The 17,233-nt window shown below is 44.6% G+C and carries 16 protein-coding genes; 8 read left to right on the top strand and 8 right to left on the bottom strand.

The window, feature by feature from the left end; genetic code table 11:
• The first annotated feature begins 128 nt into the window (after positions 1-128).
• From metN to MMA19_RS14905, 3 genes are read left to right on the top strand one after another with little or no spacing between them, the layout of a single operon-like run.
• Entirely contained in the window at positions 129-1,163 is a 1,035-nt protein-coding gene (metN, locus tag MMA19_RS14915) for a methionine ABC transporter ATP-binding protein MetN (RefSeq protein WP_240206545.1), read from the top strand.
• Complete coding sequence (locus MMA19_RS14910; protein WP_038225423.1) at positions 1,153-1,830, top strand: methionine ABC transporter permease; 678 nt, start codon at positions 1,153-1,155, stop codon at positions 1,828-1,830. Before metN ends, MMA19_RS14910 begins: the two co-directional genes overlap by 11 nt.
• Positions 1,831-1,863: 33 nt before the next feature.
• Positions 1,864-2,673, top strand: a complete 810-nt coding sequence (locus tag MMA19_RS14905; protein WP_062456951.1) for a MetQ/NlpA family lipoprotein — start codon at positions 1,864-1,866, stop codon at positions 2,671-2,673.
• A gap of 86 nt (positions 2,674-2,759) precedes the next feature.
• Here MMA19_RS14905 and MMA19_RS14900 read toward each other — a convergent pair whose 3' ends face one another.
• Both MMA19_RS14900 and syd read right to left on the bottom strand, forming a co-directional pair.
• Positions 2,760-3,536: a Zn-ribbon-containing protein gene (locus MMA19_RS14900; RefSeq protein ID WP_062456949.1), complete on the bottom strand. Its 777-nt coding sequence runs from the start codon at positions 3,534-3,536 to the stop codon at positions 2,760-2,762.
• 2 nt (positions 3,537-3,538) lie between these two features.
• Entirely contained in the window at positions 3,539-4,084 is a 546-nt protein-coding gene (gene syd / locus MMA19_RS14895; protein ID WP_062456947.1) for a SecY-interacting protein, read from the bottom strand.
• Positions 4,085-4,194: 110 nt separating this feature from the next.
• Between syd and queF the strand changes: the two genes are divergently transcribed.
• From queF to xni, 5 genes are all read left to right on the top strand, one after another.
• Entirely contained in the window at positions 4,195-5,040 is an 846-nt protein-coding gene (queF, locus tag MMA19_RS14890) for an NADPH-dependent 7-cyano-7-deazaguanine reductase QueF (RefSeq protein ID WP_240206544.1), read from the top strand.
• Positions 5,041-5,069: 29 nt separating this feature from the next.
• Positions 5,070-7,334 carry a tetratricopeptide repeat protein gene (locus tag MMA19_RS14885; RefSeq protein ID WP_240206543.1) on the top strand — a complete coding sequence of 755 codons (2,265 nt, stop codon included), beginning with the start codon at positions 5,070-5,072 and terminating at the stop codon, positions 7,332-7,334.
• 104 nt (positions 7,335-7,438) lie between these two features.
• The gene (locus MMA19_RS14880) at positions 7,439-9,007 is read left to right on the top strand and encodes a GGDEF domain-containing protein (protein ID WP_038225428.1); all 1,569 of its coding nucleotides are present in this window, start codon (positions 7,439-7,441) and stop codon (positions 9,005-9,007) included.
• A 290-nt stretch (positions 9,008-9,297) separates the two neighbouring features.
• Positions 9,298-10,659: a nucleotide 5'-monophosphate nucleosidase PpnN gene (gene ppnN / locus MMA19_RS14875; RefSeq protein ID WP_171389023.1), complete on the top strand. Its 1,362-nt coding sequence runs from the start codon at positions 9,298-9,300 to the stop codon at positions 10,657-10,659.
• 63 nt (positions 10,660-10,722) lie between these two features.
• On the top strand, positions 10,723-11,505 hold the full coding sequence (gene xni / locus MMA19_RS14870) for a flap endonuclease Xni (protein WP_240206542.1): 783 nt from the start codon (positions 10,723-10,725) through the stop codon (positions 11,503-11,505).
• Positions 11,506-11,519: 14 nt separating this feature from the next.
• On the opposite strand, the gene rlmM is transcribed toward xni, so the two are convergent.
• The 6 genes from rlmM to seqA all read right to left on the bottom strand — a co-directional run bounded on the left by rlmM (position 11,520) and on the right by seqA (position 17,210).
• Complete coding sequence (rlmM, locus tag MMA19_RS14865) at positions 11,520-12,611, bottom strand: 23S rRNA (cytidine(2498)-2'-O)-methyltransferase RlmM (protein ID WP_240206541.1); 1,092 nt, start codon at positions 12,609-12,611, stop codon at positions 11,520-11,522.
• Complete coding sequence (locus MMA19_RS14860) at positions 12,608-13,024, bottom strand: DUF423 domain-containing protein (RefSeq protein WP_031493794.1); 417 nt, start codon at positions 13,022-13,024, stop codon at positions 12,608-12,610. Before MMA19_RS14860 ends, rlmM begins: the two co-directional genes overlap by 4 nt.
• Positions 13,017-13,640, bottom strand: coding sequence for an alpha/beta family hydrolase (locus MMA19_RS14855; RefSeq protein ID WP_062456925.1), 624 nt, complete (start codon positions 13,638-13,640; stop codon positions 13,017-13,019). Before MMA19_RS14855 ends, MMA19_RS14860 begins: the two co-directional genes overlap by 8 nt.
• Positions 13,633-14,541 carry a transcriptional regulator GcvA gene (locus MMA19_RS14850; protein WP_038225434.1) on the bottom strand — a complete coding sequence of 303 codons (909 nt, stop codon included), beginning with the start codon at positions 14,539-14,541 and terminating at the stop codon, positions 13,633-13,635. The genes MMA19_RS14855 and MMA19_RS14850 overlap by 8 nt, the downstream gene beginning before the upstream one ends.
• A gap of 400 nt (positions 14,542-14,941) precedes the next feature.
• Positions 14,942-16,588 carry a phosphoglucomutase (alpha-D-glucose-1,6-bisphosphate-dependent) gene (pgm, locus tag MMA19_RS14845; RefSeq protein WP_240206540.1) on the bottom strand — a complete coding sequence of 549 codons (1,647 nt, stop codon included), beginning with the start codon at positions 16,586-16,588 and terminating at the stop codon, positions 14,942-14,944.
• Positions 16,589-16,679: 91 nt separating this feature from the next.
• Positions 16,680-17,210: a replication initiation negative regulator SeqA gene (seqA, locus tag MMA19_RS14840; protein WP_171389018.1), complete on the bottom strand. Its 531-nt coding sequence runs from the start codon at positions 17,208-17,210 to the stop codon at positions 16,680-16,682.
• Positions 17,211-17,233 lie beyond the last annotated feature (23 nt).

Here is a 17,233-nt window from a genome sequence, read left to right as displayed (position 1 = left end):
GAAAATGCCGTTTAGACGTCTAGACGTAAAAATATCTATTGACACAAATCGGTGAAACCCATAGCATCTTCTATCAATTGAGATGTAGTTCAAACTTTTATGCTACTCATTGGGTTTAGGTTGCTTAGATGATCGAAATTAATCAGGTAAACAAAGTGTTTTATCAAGGGACAAAGGAAATCAACGCTTTGTCTGATATTAACCTCCATATTGCTGAAGGCACCATCTTTGGTGTGATTGGCTCATCCGGTGCAGGGAAAAGTACCCTGATTCGTTGCGTTAACATGCTAGAAGCACCGACGTCTGGAGCAGTCATTGTTGATGGTATTGACCTGACTAAACTGTCCAAGTCAGAGCTCAGCGAAACGCGCCGCAATATTGGCATGATCTTCCAACACTTTAATCTGCTTTCATCTCGTACCGTATTTGAGAATGTCGCGTTACCACTTGAACTTGCAGGTAAAGCGAGCTCTGATATCGAGAACAAAGTCTCTGAACTGCTTAAATTAGTAGGCCTTGCCGACAAGCGTGACACCTATCCGGCTAACCTGAGTGGCGGACAAAAGCAGCGCGTCGCCATTGCTCGAGCCTTAGCTTCTGACCCTAAAGTTCTGCTATGCGATGAAGCGACGAGCGCACTAGACCCAGCGACGACTCAGTCTATTCTTGAACTGCTCAAAGAAATTAACCGTAAGCTTAAAATCACCATGTTACTTATTACTCATGAAATGGATGTGGTGAAAAGCATCTGCCATGAAGTGGCAATCATTGGTGATGGTCACCTTGTAGAGAAAGGCACTGTGGGCGAAATCTTCGCTCATCCTAAAACCGAGCTCGCGCACGAATTTATTCGCTCCACACTGGATCTTTCTATTCCGGAAGATTATCAAGCTCGCTTGCAAACCGAACGAGTTGAAGGCAGTTACCCACTGGTACGCCTTGAGTTCACTGGAGCAACCGTTGACGCACCGCTAATGACGCAAATTGCGCGCAAATACAACATTGATGTGAGCATTCTCAGCTCAGATCTTGATTATGCCGGTGGGGTTAAATTTGGCATGATGGTCGCTGAGTTTTTCGGTAATGAAAGCGATGATAATGCAGCAATCCAATACCTTCGTGACCACAATGTAAAAGTAGAGGTACTTGGCTATGTCCTTTAATACTGTCTCTGAATGGCTATCACTTAATAGCAATCTACTGCTCGGCGCGACATGGGAAACGCTCTACATGGTCGCTGTTGCTGGCATTGTTGGCTTCGCAGTAGGTATTCCGCTAGGGGTGATTCTCCATACAACGAAGAAAGGTGGCTTGCTGGAAAATCCACGCCTAAATAGTGTGCTAGGTGCCGTAGTCAACGTAGGCCGTTCTGTACCATTCTTAGTATTAATGGTCGCCATCATTCCAGTGACCAAAATGCTCATCGGTACCTTTATTGGTACAACAGCAGCCATCGTGCCATTAACAGTAGGGGCTATTCCATTTGTCGCTCGTTTAATTGAAGGCGCCTTGCTTGAAGTTCCAACGGGCTTAGTGGAAGCGGCGCAGTCAATGGGTGCTACCCCTTATCAAATTATTACCAAAGTGCTGCTTCCTGAAGCATTACCTACTATTGTCAATTCAGTGACAATTACATTAGTGACACTTGTAAGCTACTCAGCAATGGCTGGCACAGTCGGTGGCGGTGGTCTTGGTGATGTCGCGATACGTTACGGATTCCACCGATATGATGTGGTTATCATGGCAGTTACTGTCGTCATGCTCATCGTATTAGTACAAATTATTCAGTCTATTGGCGACGCTATTGTGCGCCGAGTAGACCACAGATAATTGAAGTTTTAGATTTATAACAAGGAGAGAGTCATGAAATTCAACGTTAAGAATTTACTCGCAATCGCAGCAGCAGCGTCTGCACTCGTTCTAGCCGGTTGTGGTGAGAAAGAAGCCGATACTAGCAAAATCAAAGTTGGTGTTATGGCCGGTGCAGAAGCACAGGTTGCAGAAGTAGCAGCGAAAGTGGCAAAAGAAAAATACAACCTTGATGTTGAGTTGGTTACCTTCACAGATTACGTGACGCCAAATGCAGCGTTAGATGATGGCTCTATTGATATCAACGCGTTCCAACATAAACCATATTTGGATCAACAAGTTGCTGACCGCAACTATAAGCTGACTGTTGCAGGCAACACATTTGTCTACCCTATCGCAGGCTACTCTAAGCAAGTAAAGTCTGTGGATGAAATCCAAGATGGTGCTCGCATTGCAGTACCAAACGATCCAACAAACCTAGGTCGTTCTCTACTGCTTCTTGAGCAACAAGGTCTGATCACGTTACGTGATGGCGTTGGTCTACTGGCTACCGTTCGTGACATCGAGAGCAATCCGAAAAACATCACTATCGTTGAGCTTGACGCTGCTCAACTTCCACGTTCACTCGACGATGTTGCGCTGTCAGTCATTAACACTACGTACGCTAGCTCTATCAACCTAACACCTCAAAAAGACGGCGTATTTGTTGAAGATAAAGAGTCGCCATACGTAAACCTTATCGTGGCTCGTGAAGACAATGTAAACGCTGAAAATGTACAAAACTTCGTTAAAGCATACCAAACTGACGAAGTCTACAACGCCGCTTCTGATATCTTCCAAGGTGGTGTTGTTAAAGGCTGGTAATGACTCGCTTTTAACTCAGATACAAAAAAGGTTGAAGCATCTCGCTTCAACCTTTTTTACGTTCTAAACCCTGCGTTCAAACTGTTTTACTTCAGATGATCCCAAGAAATATTCGACACTATTCGGCAGGTATCGCATTTGAAGTAGAAAATGTCATGCAAAGGCTCATCAAGTAGCCACTCACCACCACATTTAGGGCATTTGCGAGCTTTCTCTTCTGCTAGATCTTTACCACCAACTTTGTAGAGATAGTAATAGGTTGGAATTTGTGTAATGTACTCAATGCGGCCACGTATATCCCAACCACGACGGAAAATATCACTGCCAGTGTCCGATAGTTCTCGTAATGCGGCATGCTCCGCTTTACATCCCCCTGCCATCTGAATCTCATCGCAAGCTTGCCATTCGGTTTGCCATTTAATGACCGACTTATGGTCTCCATTTAAAGTCGGAGGGTTTCGATAGAGCGGAATGGGCAATAATGTCTCACCACTTCGAAGTGGAGAACAAGTGTGCACATAGGTGGTATAAAGCACCTGCCAACTTGGCACTTCATCTTCTGCCGCTTGCTCTGAGTTAATATCGCGCCCCAACAATCTTACTTTAGGTGCGAGCAGGCATGCCTCTGATAAGCGCTTAAGGCAGACTTTCACAAAATCAGAGTGATGTTTGGGATGCAGGCTTTCTTGTTCAGGACACACAGCTCGTACAAAAAACTCCCCTTCTCCCATCACTATGGGAAATTCACGCCCTAATACCTGACCGTTATATCGCAGCGCATCCATCAGGCCATTAATGCCTTTTTCTACTGCGCTGATGGTGGTGTTATCAAAACACTCAAAATGAAGCTCAACAACATACATAATTAAACGTTAGGCTCCAATCCATCGAGGAAAGTGACGATATCTTCAGCAATCACATCTCTTCTATCGGTACCCAAACGCTCCAGAATGACATTTCCAGTGATGTTGCAAATTGAAATCACGTCCATATCGGCATCGGTTGCCGCGATAAATACCGTAGGCTTAAGCTTCAACCTTCTTTGTGTCACCAAGTGGCCCAAGATATTTTCTTGCAAACGAGTAAAATCATCGTCACTCCAAACTTGCAGTAAGGTCAGTTCGTTACCCTGCCAAGTTGCTTCCATATCAGCACTATATTGATGGCCGTAAAAACCTTTAATGTCATCGTGAAGGCTCAACTCAATACCTTGCTCGATGTTTTCGAGCGTCTCAGGGGCATCGCGAAGACAATGTGTCCAATAAACCTGTTGCTCGTCTTTGCTATCAATACATGGGGAAACTAATCCATGCAATTCTTCACTAGCAGGAAGTGTTTGATGTTTTTCTTGCCATGCTTGTTGATAGCGTTTTGAAAACGCCTCCAAAGCTTGTTGTACACTTTGATTCATATTCTCTCCAGTTATCCTTCACTTGCAACGCGTTTTACCACGACAAAGGATGACAGCTATTCAGGGATCTCGTAAAATTCAGCTTATTCTAATCGAAATATCACACAATTATGAGCAAATATTCCAACGCTAAAGAGCTTTCAGGTCTCACCCTCGGCCAAAAAACCGAGTACGCCAATCACTACGATGCCACTTTATTGCAACCAGTGCCGAGAAGCTTAAATCGTGATGACCTTGAACTAGGGGAAACTCTGCCATTCCAAGGGTGTGATATTTGGACGCTATATGAAATCTCATGGCTCAATGCTAAAGGTTTACCTCAAGTCGCGGTCGGTGAAGTGTCCATTCCAGCTACGAGTGCAAACCTTATCGAGTCGAAGTCATTCAAACTGTATTTGAATAGCTACAATCAAACGCGATTTGCAACTTGGGAGCAAGTGCAGTCCACAATTGCAACTGATCTGTCTAACTGCGCAGGCGAAACGGTCAGTGTCAAACTGATCCCTGTCGCGGATTTCGAAAATACCAAAATCGTAGGTATGGCAGGCGAATGTATTGATGACCAGGATATTGCCATCGATAACTACGAATTTGATGCAGAGCTTCTTAAAGACGCTGCGGGTGATGAAATCGTTGAGGAAGCGCTTCATAGCCACCTGCTAAAATCAAACTGCTTGATCACTAATCAGCCAGATTGGGGCAGCGTGGAAATACAATATCAAGGCGCAAAGATAGATCGAGAAGCGTTACTTCGTTACTTAGTGTCCTTTCGCGAGCACAACGAATTCCACGAACAGTGTGTCGAACGTATTTTCACTGATTTGATGCAATACTGTAATCCAACTAAGTTAACTGTGTATGCAAGATACACTCGTCGCGGTGGTTTAGACATCAACCCATACCGTTCTAATCAATATCAAGCACCTGAGCACAATGCTCGTATGGCAAGACAGTAACCTTTAAACATCAGGAAATGGACACTTTCATGGGCTCTAAATTTTGGGTTGTATTAGGGATTTTTGCAGCGCTTCTAAGTAGTATGGCGAATGCAACGTCGTCTTTTACTTCTCCCCTCTTGGTTGAGGCGGATAAGTTGGTCGAAATTGAGCCAAGCAAAGCGCTAGAAATCGCGACCGACTACCTGACAAACCGCAGTTTTGCAGAGCCCAATGATGATCGCCTTCCAAACCTATCTCGTGACGATACCGACCAACGCATTCGAACGCCATTAAGTACGGTGAATGCGTTAATCATCGCTTCTCAAGCCCAGTTTAACTTGGGGCGAGTCCGCGAGGCTTTGCAAGGCTTGGATAAGGCCGAGTCAATGACCAAGCAATATCACTTGCTGTTCTTAGAGCTGGATGTACGTATTCTCAAGACACGTTTACTGTGGCTGACAGACAGCGAAGGGGCAAAAGCGTTAGATGCGCTCAAGGCTATAGAAAAAGACCTTGAGGCGATTCGTAAAGGCCAAAGCATTGCTAACCGCACCAGCTACCGCATCAAAATCTTACAAGCAGAGATTGCCTCGGCGGAAAATGAATATGATCTCGCTAATCATATGTATCAAAAGGCGAATGAATTCGTACCGCAAGATAAACTTTCGAAATGGGAAGTTGAATACCATACCGCTTATGGTACCCACTTCCTTCGCTACCGACGCTATAATGAAGCGCTATCTGAGCTCTTGCTCGCTTATTGGACCGCAATCGAGCTGAACAGTAGTGATCAGCTGGCACATATTAACCAATTGCTAGCGCAGTTATTCATGCAACGTCAGGTACTGGATAAAGCGCTTGAACACTTGTCACAAGCCGCCGATTTTTATGGCAATTACCCTGAATCCCCCATCCTCGCGGATGTGTTAAAGCTCATGGGGGATATTTATTTCCTTCAAGGGAAATACAACTTGGCTTTAGTGCATTACTTTAATGTTATTGACCACCAAGCAACCGATAAAAATATCGAAAAAGTCATCGATATTCGAATTAGTTTGGCATCCACGTATTTGCAACTCTACAACTATCCGCTTGCCGAGCAGTATCTTACTCGAGCAGAAAACTTATTAAGTTATGCAGATTATCCCGCGCTTAAGGCACGTGCATCACTACTTTACGCAGGACTGGCTTACCACCAGCAAGAAAATGACAAAGTCATTGAACATGCCACCAAGGCACTTGAGCTAAGTAAATCTCTGAATCAAACGTCACTAGAACAGCAAGCATACCAGTTGTTAGCGTTGGGCCATGAACAGCAAGGTCACTACCAACAAGCACTCGATGAAATTAAGAAGGCCAATTCGCTGCGCATTTACCAGCAAGATCAGCTTAACCAAATAAGTGAAGATGCCTTTAGACAGCAAAAGCAATTTGTTGAGCAGGGCCTACATTACGAGACACAAAAACAAGAGCTCAAAGATGCTCTGATGCAACAGAAAAAGTTCCAGAAAGTCGCTTTTGGTCTGTTCTGTGCCCTATCTGTCATGGCGCTGATGGGACTGAGATTGTTCTATGTTTATCGACGTAACAAAGCCGAGTTAAAAGAGCTTAATGACACGCTATTTACCCATGCTCGCTCTGGTTTGCCGAACCTACGTTTATTAAACGCTAACTTACCAAGTTCGTTGCAGCGCACCCAAAGCTACTTTGAACAGTGGCAGGTTGGTGAGCTTATTAACGAGCCTTTAAGCGATCGTCTTCGTTTTGTCATGATCGATGTACCGTTCCTAAGAAATATGTACCTTCAAAACGGTTATAAATCGGGTCTCGAACTAGAACGTGCATTTGGTGAATTTATCCGCAGCAAAATAGAAAGCCCTGCTCGTATCTATCATTTCTCAGACGCGAACTTACTCTATATTGAACCGAGCATTAAGCCACGAACTGCAGAGAGCTTATTCGAAGAAATTCAAAGTTGGGTGGACGAATTTGAGCCAAATCGAAACATCAATCGTATCGTCCGTGTCGGCATGGCCAACTACCCATTCTTGCCGCGAGCCTACACCGCCATCAATGATAAAGAGCTGCTTGACATATTACTCATCGCTACACATATGGCGCGAGATGTCAGTATAAAAGAAAGTAAAAGTCATTGGGTTTATTTGAAGGCAATAGATAATGCACCTGCCGCAAGTTTAGCGACTGAAGATATCCGACAAGCATGCCGAACCGCTATAAAACAAGGACTAATAAAAGTGCACTCATCCTCTCAGAATGAGGACGGGTTCAAAAAAATACTGACTAGTGAGTAAAAATACGGCACTTGAACGCAAGATTACGTGACGTTGTGATGTTTTTTGATATTATCAATCAATACATCAATAAGTTTGACAACTAGTTTGTTTTTATAGGATTTATGGGCTCACAGGATAGCGAGACAATGGAGAATCTCCATCAGCTTAGAATGCAGTTGGAGCAATTACGCGTTGCTCAACGAGATGCATCGCTGAAATCTCGTCGTGAGCAAACTATTCTAAAACGCTTTATTGGTACCTTAAGTCACGCCCATATTGGTTCGCACTCGCGAATTGATGACAAACTGATTGAATTACGCCATGAGTTAGAGCATAACAAAGACATCAGTAGTTTGGTGCCAAAGTTTGCTATTTTGGAGCGCCTTATCGGTCAAAAGGCAGTTGCCATGGAAAAACAACAAAGCTCATTGGAAGAGCAGACTCGACGCAGTGGCGAAACATTGCAGCGCGTTGCCGGCCTACCCGCTCAAATCAAGCGTGACCTGCGCTCTATTCTTGCTTACAACGACAACAATTCGCTAAAACTCACTGATAACGCGGTGAAGCTACTGGCGATTTATGAACGTGCCATCAAGATTATTACCTCAAACTCTGCGTTAACCTCCAAAGAACCAGAAATCAGTGCGGATTCCGCTTTACTGTTAACCTTAGGTGACGAGCTTCAGAACCTGATTACAGAACTTGATTTTGACGGTGAGCCTGGGGAGCAGCTGTTTGAAATTCGCTCTAAGCTGCTTACTGACGCCTCCGGCAATAACTTGCTCGAGCTGACCTTACAAGTACTACGTTTGGTTATTGATGCCACCAAATATGAGCGTCGCACCTCAGAGCAATTTTTAGAACGAGTAAATACGTCACTTTCATCCTCACTAAAAAGCAATGCTCAAAACCTCGATCAGAATCAAATCTACTTTGAGCAGCGACAAATCATGAGTAAAGAACTCAGTGATTTAGTGACTACGGGACAAAACAGTATCGCCAACTTGCAAGACTTAGAAGATGCTAAGCGAACCATGAATCCATTGTTTGCTCAACTAGCTTCCCTAACCGAGCGCCTGCAACATGCCGAAGCTCGTGAACAAGCCTTGTTAGAAAGAATGACGCATAGCAATAATCAACTTGAGTCACTCTACGATGTCACTCAAGACTATCGACGCCGCCTAGAGGATCAATCCAAACGCATGCTGTTAGACCCTCTTACTAAGGTCTACAATCGTACCGCTTTGCTGGATAAACTTGAGATCGAATATCGTCGCTGGCTTAAAAATCAGCATCCGCTCTGGGTTATCATCTTTGATATTGATAAGTTCAAGAGCATAAACCACAACTTTGGCTATAGCGCTGGAGACAAGGCTCTTAAAATCATTGCCAAAACCATTTCAAGTTCAGTTTCAAATACTGATACCGTTGCTCGCTTCTCTGGCGAAGAGTTTGTACTGATTATGCCTGAACAAAATGAAGCTCACTGCCAAGCTAAAGTTAGAGAAATACAAACTAAAATCAGCAACTTACCATTCAAATTCCGTGACCAACTGATTACAATCACTCTATCAGCAGCAAGCACAGCCTTTAGCCACAATGACACCCCCGATGAAGTGCTTGAGCGTTTGCACAAAACGATCGCCCACACTCAAAAACTCGGTCCTAACCAATTGGCTTGGAAGCCCTAGTCCTCTTTTATTTTTCAAATAGTTATAGAAACTTGTGTCACATTTGCTAATCTAATAGTTATCTGTGTACTTAACCGTAGCTATTGCTGGAGCTAAGTCCACAGCCAATAACTAAAACTACGCGACCAACTGCAAAGCGCGAGTAACTATAGCAACACAAATAACTATAACAACACGAATGACTAAGGCGATTGGTTCACTGTCTGATATTTGACTCTTAAGCTTTCAATCAATAAATACAGACAGTAGCGAGACACGAATCGCTTTCGGTTCTAGAAAAGGAAATGCTTATGATCACGCATATTAGCCCAGCAGGGAGTATGGACCTGCTGTCTCAGCTAGAAGTAGAGCGTCTTAAAAAAACCGCATCTAGTGACCTTTACCAACTGTATCGCAACTGTACCTTAGCGGTACTCAATTCCGGCAGCCACACCGACAACTCAAAAGAGCTGCTCGACAAGTATCAGACTTTTGATGTTAATGTCATGCGTCGTGAGCGCGGCATCAAACTTGAACTAGCCAATCCACCAGAACATGCATTCGTGGATGGTCATATTATCAAAGGTATCCAAGAACACCTCTTCTCTGTGTTACGTGACATCGTATACGTCAACATGCACTTGGCCGATAGTCAGCGACTTAACCTGACCAACTCTACCCATATCACTAACTTAGTGTTTGGTATCTTGCGTAATGCGGGCACATTGATTCCGGGTATCGAGCCTAATTTGATTGTCTGTTGGGGCGGACACTCCATAAACCCAACAGAATACCAGTACACTCGAGAGGTCGGTAACGAACTTGGCCTACGAGAACTTAATATCTGTACTGGTTGTGGTCCAGGCGCGATGGAGGGCCCAATGAAAGGAGCTGCGATTGGTCACGCCAAACAGCGTTATACTGAGCAGCGTTATCTTGGTTTAACCGAGCCATCAATTATTGCCGCCGAGCCACCAAACCCAATCGTCAATGAACTGGTCATCATGCCTGACATTGAAAAGCGCTTGGAGGCGTTTGTTCGAATTGCCCACGGCATTATTATTTTCCCAGGTGGTCCAGGGACAGCAGAAGAACTGCTATATATCCTTGGTATCATGATGCATCCGAATAATGCCGACCAGCCAATGCCAATCGTCCTGACAGGTCCGAAAGAGAGCGAAGCCTACTTCCGCTCCATTGACGAGTTTGTCCGTTCGACCCTTGGCGAAGAAGCGACGAAGTATTATCAGATCATTATTGATAATCCAGAGAAAGCTGCACAAATCATGAAGCAGGCGATGCCAACGGTAAAAGAACATCGTAAAAAAACGGGCGATGCATACAGCTACAACTGGTCACTGCATATTGAACCTGAGTTCCAACTTCCGTTCGACCCTACTCATGAAAATATGGCAGGGTTAGATTTACATCTTAACCAAAGACCTGAAAACCTAGCAGCCGCCCTGCGCCAAGCGTTTTCCGGCATCGTGGCTGGTAACGTTAAAGCTGAAGGCATCAAAGAGATAGAGAAACATGGACCATTTATCATTGACGGTGATAAATCATTAATGAAGAAAATGGACCGATTGTTAGGTGATTTCGTGGCGCAACAACGCATGAAATTACCGGGTTCTGAGTATGTTCCATGTTATCGAATCGCCAACGGCGAATAAAACACTGAAACTCAACTGAAGATTATTTACAATAAGGCCACGTTCTCAAGTGGCCTTAAATTTATGTCAATTCATCTCGTTATCATTGATGCACTCAACCTCATCCGCCGAGTACATGCGGTTCAACCCGACCCAACAGATATCGACAGAACCATTCAAACCACGTCGAGAACCTTACATCGCATTTTAGACGAGTCCAAACCCACGCATATCATTGCCGTGTTTGACCATCATGAACAGGATCGAGGTTGGCGCGCTGACATCCTTCCTGAATACAAGCAAAACCGTAAACCCATGCCTGAGCCTTTATTCAATGGTTTGGAAAAAATACAAGATGCTTGGTGGCAATTAGGCATCGATTCCTTGCTTTCTGAAGGTGATGAAGCTGATGACTTGGTCGCGACCTTGGCGGTAAAAGTAGCCAGTCACAACGAGAAAGTCACCATTATTTCTACCGATAAAGGCTATTGCCAGATACTTTCGCCAACATTACAAATTCGCGATTATTTCCAACACCGTTGGCTAGACGCACCATTTGTTGAGCAAGAATTTGGGGTCAAACCGGAGCAACTTGCCGACTACTGGGGGTTAACCGGAATCAGCTCATCACAAGTACCCGGGGTTGCCGGGGTAGGACCTAAAGCGGCCAAGGAAATCCTTAATCAGTTCGACGATATCGAGTCGGCTTATGCCTCAGAGGACCTCGCAGCTAAATACCGTAAGAAGTTAGATGAGCATATTGAAATGGCGAGAAAGTGTAAGCAGGTTGCCGCACTCAAAACCGACATTGAGTTAGGCTTTAATTTACAAGATATCAGATTCGAGGGCTCAAGCGCTCAGCCTTAAGCCCCCAATACGCTTTAATGAGGTGAGATGTTGGATAGCACTTGGACGTGCACTGTGATTTCTTCACGGTCGTGATACAAGTGCTTAGCTTGAAGCTTAAACTTCACCTTGTTCTCGATTAAGAATACCTTAAGGTTTTCAATATCCTGAAGAACTTCGTCATAGCGACCTTTCATTGGCAACTTCAGGTTAAAGATAGTCTCTTTCGCCCAACCACGAATCAACCACTCGCCCATCAGATGAGCAACACGAGCTGGTTTCTCAACCATATCACACACCAACCAAGTAACGTTTTTACGTGGTGGCTCAAACTTAAAACCATCGACTTGATGATGCTTAACTTGACCAGTATTCATTAAGCTGTCTGCCATCATGCCATTATCGATAGCATGAACAAACATCGAACGACGCACTAATTGATACGTCCAACCGCCTGGACAAGCACCTAAATCAACGCCCCACATGCCTGATGCTAATCGAGTATCCCACTCTTCTTTAGGGATAAAGACATGGAATGCTTCCTCAAGCTTTAATGTTGAGCGACTTGGCGCATCCGCCGGGAACTTAAGACGAGGGATACCCATGAAAAACGCTGAGCTATTTTCTGGATAGGAGTAACCAACAAAGCAGTGTCCTGAACGAATAAAGCAAATATGCAGCACTGGCTTCTTACTATGCTCTTTATTGAACAGATAACCTTTACCACGCATCGCTTGGCGAACCGGCACCGTGAACTTACGACAGAACTTAAGAAGCTCTTTCGCTTCATTAGTATCAGGAGTTTCAATACGTAAATCCCCACAGCGAGGAAATTGCTCAATGGACTCCAATGATTCAAGTAGCGGCGTAATACGGTCTTCTGCTGGGAGTGACTCTAGTTCACTCGCGATGGCAAACATTTGACGAGCAAAAATCAGTGATTGGAAATCGATCTCACGAATCAATCTATCTGCATCGCCTGCTTGGTAACATTCAAATCTCACATAGCCAGAGTTATTCTTCACTCTAGGGAAGCCGAATACTTCAATGGCATTCGCTTTGTCTTGAATCTCACCTGCACACTCTTTCTCGAATCCAGAGCGGCAATAAAGCATTACTTGTTTCACTGATTGACTCCATCTTTGGTTGTTTCGTCAGTCATCTGATATCCAGCGTAGGCGAGAAATACCCAACCTACCATAAACATCACGCCGCCCATTGGAGTGATAGGTCCAAACCACTTCACCCCTGTTAGCGCTAAGGCGTATAGACTACCGCTAAAGAAAAGGATGCCGATGATAAAGCAAATCGCAGCACGATGAAATGCCTTTCGAGAATTAGGGTTGCTAACGATCGTTGCCAACAAAGCACACAGTAGGATAGCTAAAGTATGAATAAACTGATAAGTCACGCCCGTTTCGAAAACGCCAATAAGATAAGGCGACAGTATCTTTTTCAAACCGTGGGCAGCAAACGCCCCAAGCGCAACACTCAACAGCCCTGAGATGGAAGCGACTATGACAAGAAAGCGGCTAGACATCAGAGATCCCTTTGATAAACAACGCGAGACGATCTACGGCTAACTGTCTATTTTGGGCTTCCGTGAACCCCGAAGACTTGCGAGGCTTAAAGCTATGATCACCATCGGGGATAAAGCTGGTTGAGACCTGGTCTGAAAACTCGAACTGTTCGAATTCTTCAAATTTCCCAAACGTATCTCGCTCTCCTTGGATAATAAGAATCGGTTTATCAATCGTCGCTAAATGTGCACCTTTATAATTCTCTGGTTTACCAGGAGGATGGAATGGGAAACCTAAACAAGCAATGGATTGAACCATGGGATGTTTAGATAGCATGGATGCCATACGTCCTCCCATCGACTTACCACCAATCACTATCGGCTGACCATCAGCAACTTCCTCGATGACTGCTGTCATCGCCTCTAACAGTTTAGGCGCTCGATCAGGTGGGCGTTTTTTGCCATCTATTGCACGTTTTTCCATATAAGGAAAATTGAAACGAGCAACGCGAACCCCTTTTTCAGCCAAACGCGTGGTGACATCTTGCATGAACTCGTGGTCCATTCCAGCGCCCGCACCATGAGCAAATAAGAACAGTGGTCCATTTTCTGGGCCATCAAACACAACATTATTCATCCAGAAGTTCCTCTTGCTCACTCTGTGCCTTAGCTAACATCCAATCTCTAAAGGTCGCGATACGTCCCATATCTGCTTGTTTATCATGGCACACGACGTAAAACGCATTCTTGGTGACCAGCACTTCATCAAACGGAGCAATCAATCGCCCAGCATCAAGCTCGGGTTGGGCTAATACGTTATTCCCTAAAGCAATCCCTTGCCCATGTGCCGCAGCTTGCAGCACCATAGTCGAGTGACTGAATATCGGGCCATGATTCACATTTACGCCATCAATCTCGTTTTGTTTCGCAAACTGCTTCCAGTCTTTACGAGAGGTATCATGCAATAAGGTGTGTTTTGACAAATCGGATAGCGCATCTAAAGGCTTATTGCCAAGTAACAGTGCTGGAGAGCAGAGTGGCACCAAAAACTCCTGATAGAGCTTATCAGCACGTAAACCAGGCCAATTGCCGCGACCGTAGTAAATCGCTACGTCAACGTCATCCGTTAGCGAACCCTCATCCATGTCCACCGCCTTTATGCGCACATCAATGTCAGGTTCTTGCTCATTAAAGTCAGCAAGCCTAGGAACCAACCACTGAATCGCAAAGCTCGGCGGTAAGCTGATGGTCAACGCACCTTTTTCGCTTCGCTCTAACACCTTATCTGTCGCTTCGGCTAAAGAGGTAAATATATCTTTGATATCAAGAAAATACCCTTGCCCTTCTTCGGTAAGTAATAATGAACGATTACGGCGACGAAACAGTTTTAATCCCAAGAATTCTTCAAGGGCTTTAATCTGATGACTGACCGCAGCTTGGGTCACAAACAGTTCTTCGGCTGCGCGAGTAAAACTCAAATGGCGCGCTGCAGCTTCGAAAACTTTTAGCGAGTTAAGTGGAGGCAAACGTCTAGACATAGCGACTCTCTAAAGCATTAGTTTTTTTAATCTGAAACATTATAAATTGTCCATTGCCGAACAGCCAGAGAAATTCTATATTTCATCCCGCAAACGCGAGTCTGAACGGCTTGATTCTCTGTAGAATCAATTGACTTGCGCTTGCGATGTTGTGTTTGCAATCTCGATTTTCGAGTTAGGTAGATTCTACCACCACACTTTGGCTAGTTATCCCCTAGTCGATGTGTGTACTTCCTGTATTTTTGACCTGTCTGTCAAATTTTCTTACACCGCCTAAATGGCGGTGTTTTTTTATCTGCGTTTTATTCGAAACTATTGCATAAAAAAACGGCCGCAATTTGCGACCGCTTATTACAATATTATTAATAGTAGAACTAATCGTTAATCTGTCAGATTAAGATTACAGACCTGCCGCGGCAAACACCTGATTGACGATTTCTTGCGCTTCTGCCTCGATCAGTTTCAAATGCTCTTCACCTTTGAAGCTTTCACAATAAATCTTATAGATGTCCTCTGTGCCTGACGGACGAGCCGCAAACCAGCCGTTTTCTGTCGTCACTTTCAGACCGCCGATTGCAGCACCGTTACCTGGAGCGTGCGTCAAACGAGCTGTGATGGCATCACCAGCTAACGTTTCTGCCGCTACCATTTCTGGAGACAGTTTCTTAAGTACATTCTTTTGTTCAGTGTTGGCAACAGCTTGAATACGGTTGTACTTAGATTCACCGTGCTTCGCTGCCAGCTCTTCGTAGTACTCTTGTGGATTCTTACCCGTTACCGCGGTAATTTCAGCAGCTAGCAAGCAAAGGATGATACCGTCTTTGTCCGTTGACCATGGCGTTCCGTCTTTACGTAAGAAGGACGCACCAGCACTTTCTTCACCACCGAAGCCAAACTCGCCGTTATACAGACCATCTACAAACCACTTAAAGCCCACAGGTACTTCACACAGTGTGCGGCCAAGGTCGGCAACCACACGGTCAATTAGCGCACTCGATACTAGCGTCTTACCTACTGCCACATCGTCACGCCACTGACTACGATGACGGTACAGATAGTCGATACAAACAGCCAAATAGTGGTTCGGGTTCATTAGGCCTTTTGGCGTCACAATACCGTGACGGTCATAATCTGGGTCATTACCAAATGCTAAATCGTAGTCATCTTTAAGCGCCAGTAATCCCGCCATCGCATAAGGTGATGAACAGTCCATGCGAACCACGCCGTCTTTATCTAAAGACATAAACTGGAATGATGGGTCTACCGCTTCGCTGACTAACGTCAGATCCAAGTTGTAAGCGCTGGCAATTTGACGCCAATAATCGATACCTGAACCACCTAATGGATCAACGCCGATTTTCAGGTTTGACTTCTGAATCGCTTCCATATCAATCACATTTACCAAGTCATCGATGTACGGCTTAACAAGGTCACGCTCTTGGAATAAAGGCTGAGTTTTTGCTACTGCAATAGGAAGACGTTTCACGTCTTTCATTTCATTAGCAATGATGTCGTTAGCACGATCCTCAATAGCCTGAGTAAGTTCTGCTTCTGCTGGACCGCCATGCGTTGGGTTGTACTTGATGCCACCATCTTGCGGTGGGTTATGCGATGGTGTGATAACAATACCATCCGCTTTATCCGCATTTGCTGAGTTATGTGTAAGAATAGCGTGAGAAATACCCGGTGTTGGGGTGTAGCCATTGTTCTCTTGAGCGATAACAGTAACGCCGTTTGCTACAAGCACTTCAACGACAGTTGAGAATGCAGGCTCTGACAATGCGTGAGTATCTTTACCTACGAAAAGTGGACCTGTAGTGCCCTTTTCTGCACGAACTTCAGCAACAGCTTGCGCTATTGCTAAAATGTGGTTTTCATTGAAGGTTGCTTTGTCAGCGCAACCACGGTGACCGGAAGTACCAAATTGCACACTTTGTGCTTGGTTGCCAGCTTCAGGTTGAATTAAAAAGTAATTAGCAACGAGCGCAGGAATATTATGCAGGTCTTCTTGCTGAGCCTTTTGGCCCGCGCGTGGGTGTATAGCCATAACAGACGTCCTTTCAAAATTAAGCTTAAAAATAAAAAAAACCTCATAATACTCGTTTCAATATGAACATTATGAGGTTTGAATCGAAATCTTAGATGGATGCCGTCACTTTTTCGATGAGTTCGGCGGGATAATCCATCATGGTCATCACCTGCTCCACCATTTGCCTTTTACGACTGGTATTAGTGTTGGTGATAACCCAGAAAGGGGTATTAGGAATTGCTTTCGGCTTAGTCGTATTGCCGCTTTCTAGCAAAGCCGCTTCATTATTTGCGAAATAAACGCGTTTGCGACCTTTAACTTGTGAAGCTTCAGAGAAGCCTTCTGGATTTAAGCGATGCAGAGTTGATAGTACCAACATAAATCTATCGATAGCTTTTTTCAATCCAGCAAACTCGTCAGAAATCAGCAGTGAGCGCATTTCTTTTACTGAATCTACCGCCTCTACCTGAGGGTTCTCTTTACTAACGACGATAGTTTTAGCGGCAGCTGGTTTCTGTTCCGTTTCGGCTGCATCTACCTTTAATAAACGTCGTAAGATATCTGAAGCACTTTCGCCAATGTGGTGGGTCTGGCTTGCAATATAACGGTATAGATCCTCATCAACCTCAATTGTTTTCATTCGCTTTTCACAGTCTCTATGTT

It is taken from the genome of Vibrio sp. CyArs1 (assembly GCF_022432925.1).
Taxonomy (GTDB): Bacteria; Pseudomonadota; Gammaproteobacteria; order Enterobacterales; family Vibrionaceae; genus Vibrio; species Vibrio mediterranei.
Note: the sequence above shows the minus strand (reverse complement) of the source record. Positions and strands in the feature narration are given on the sequence as shown.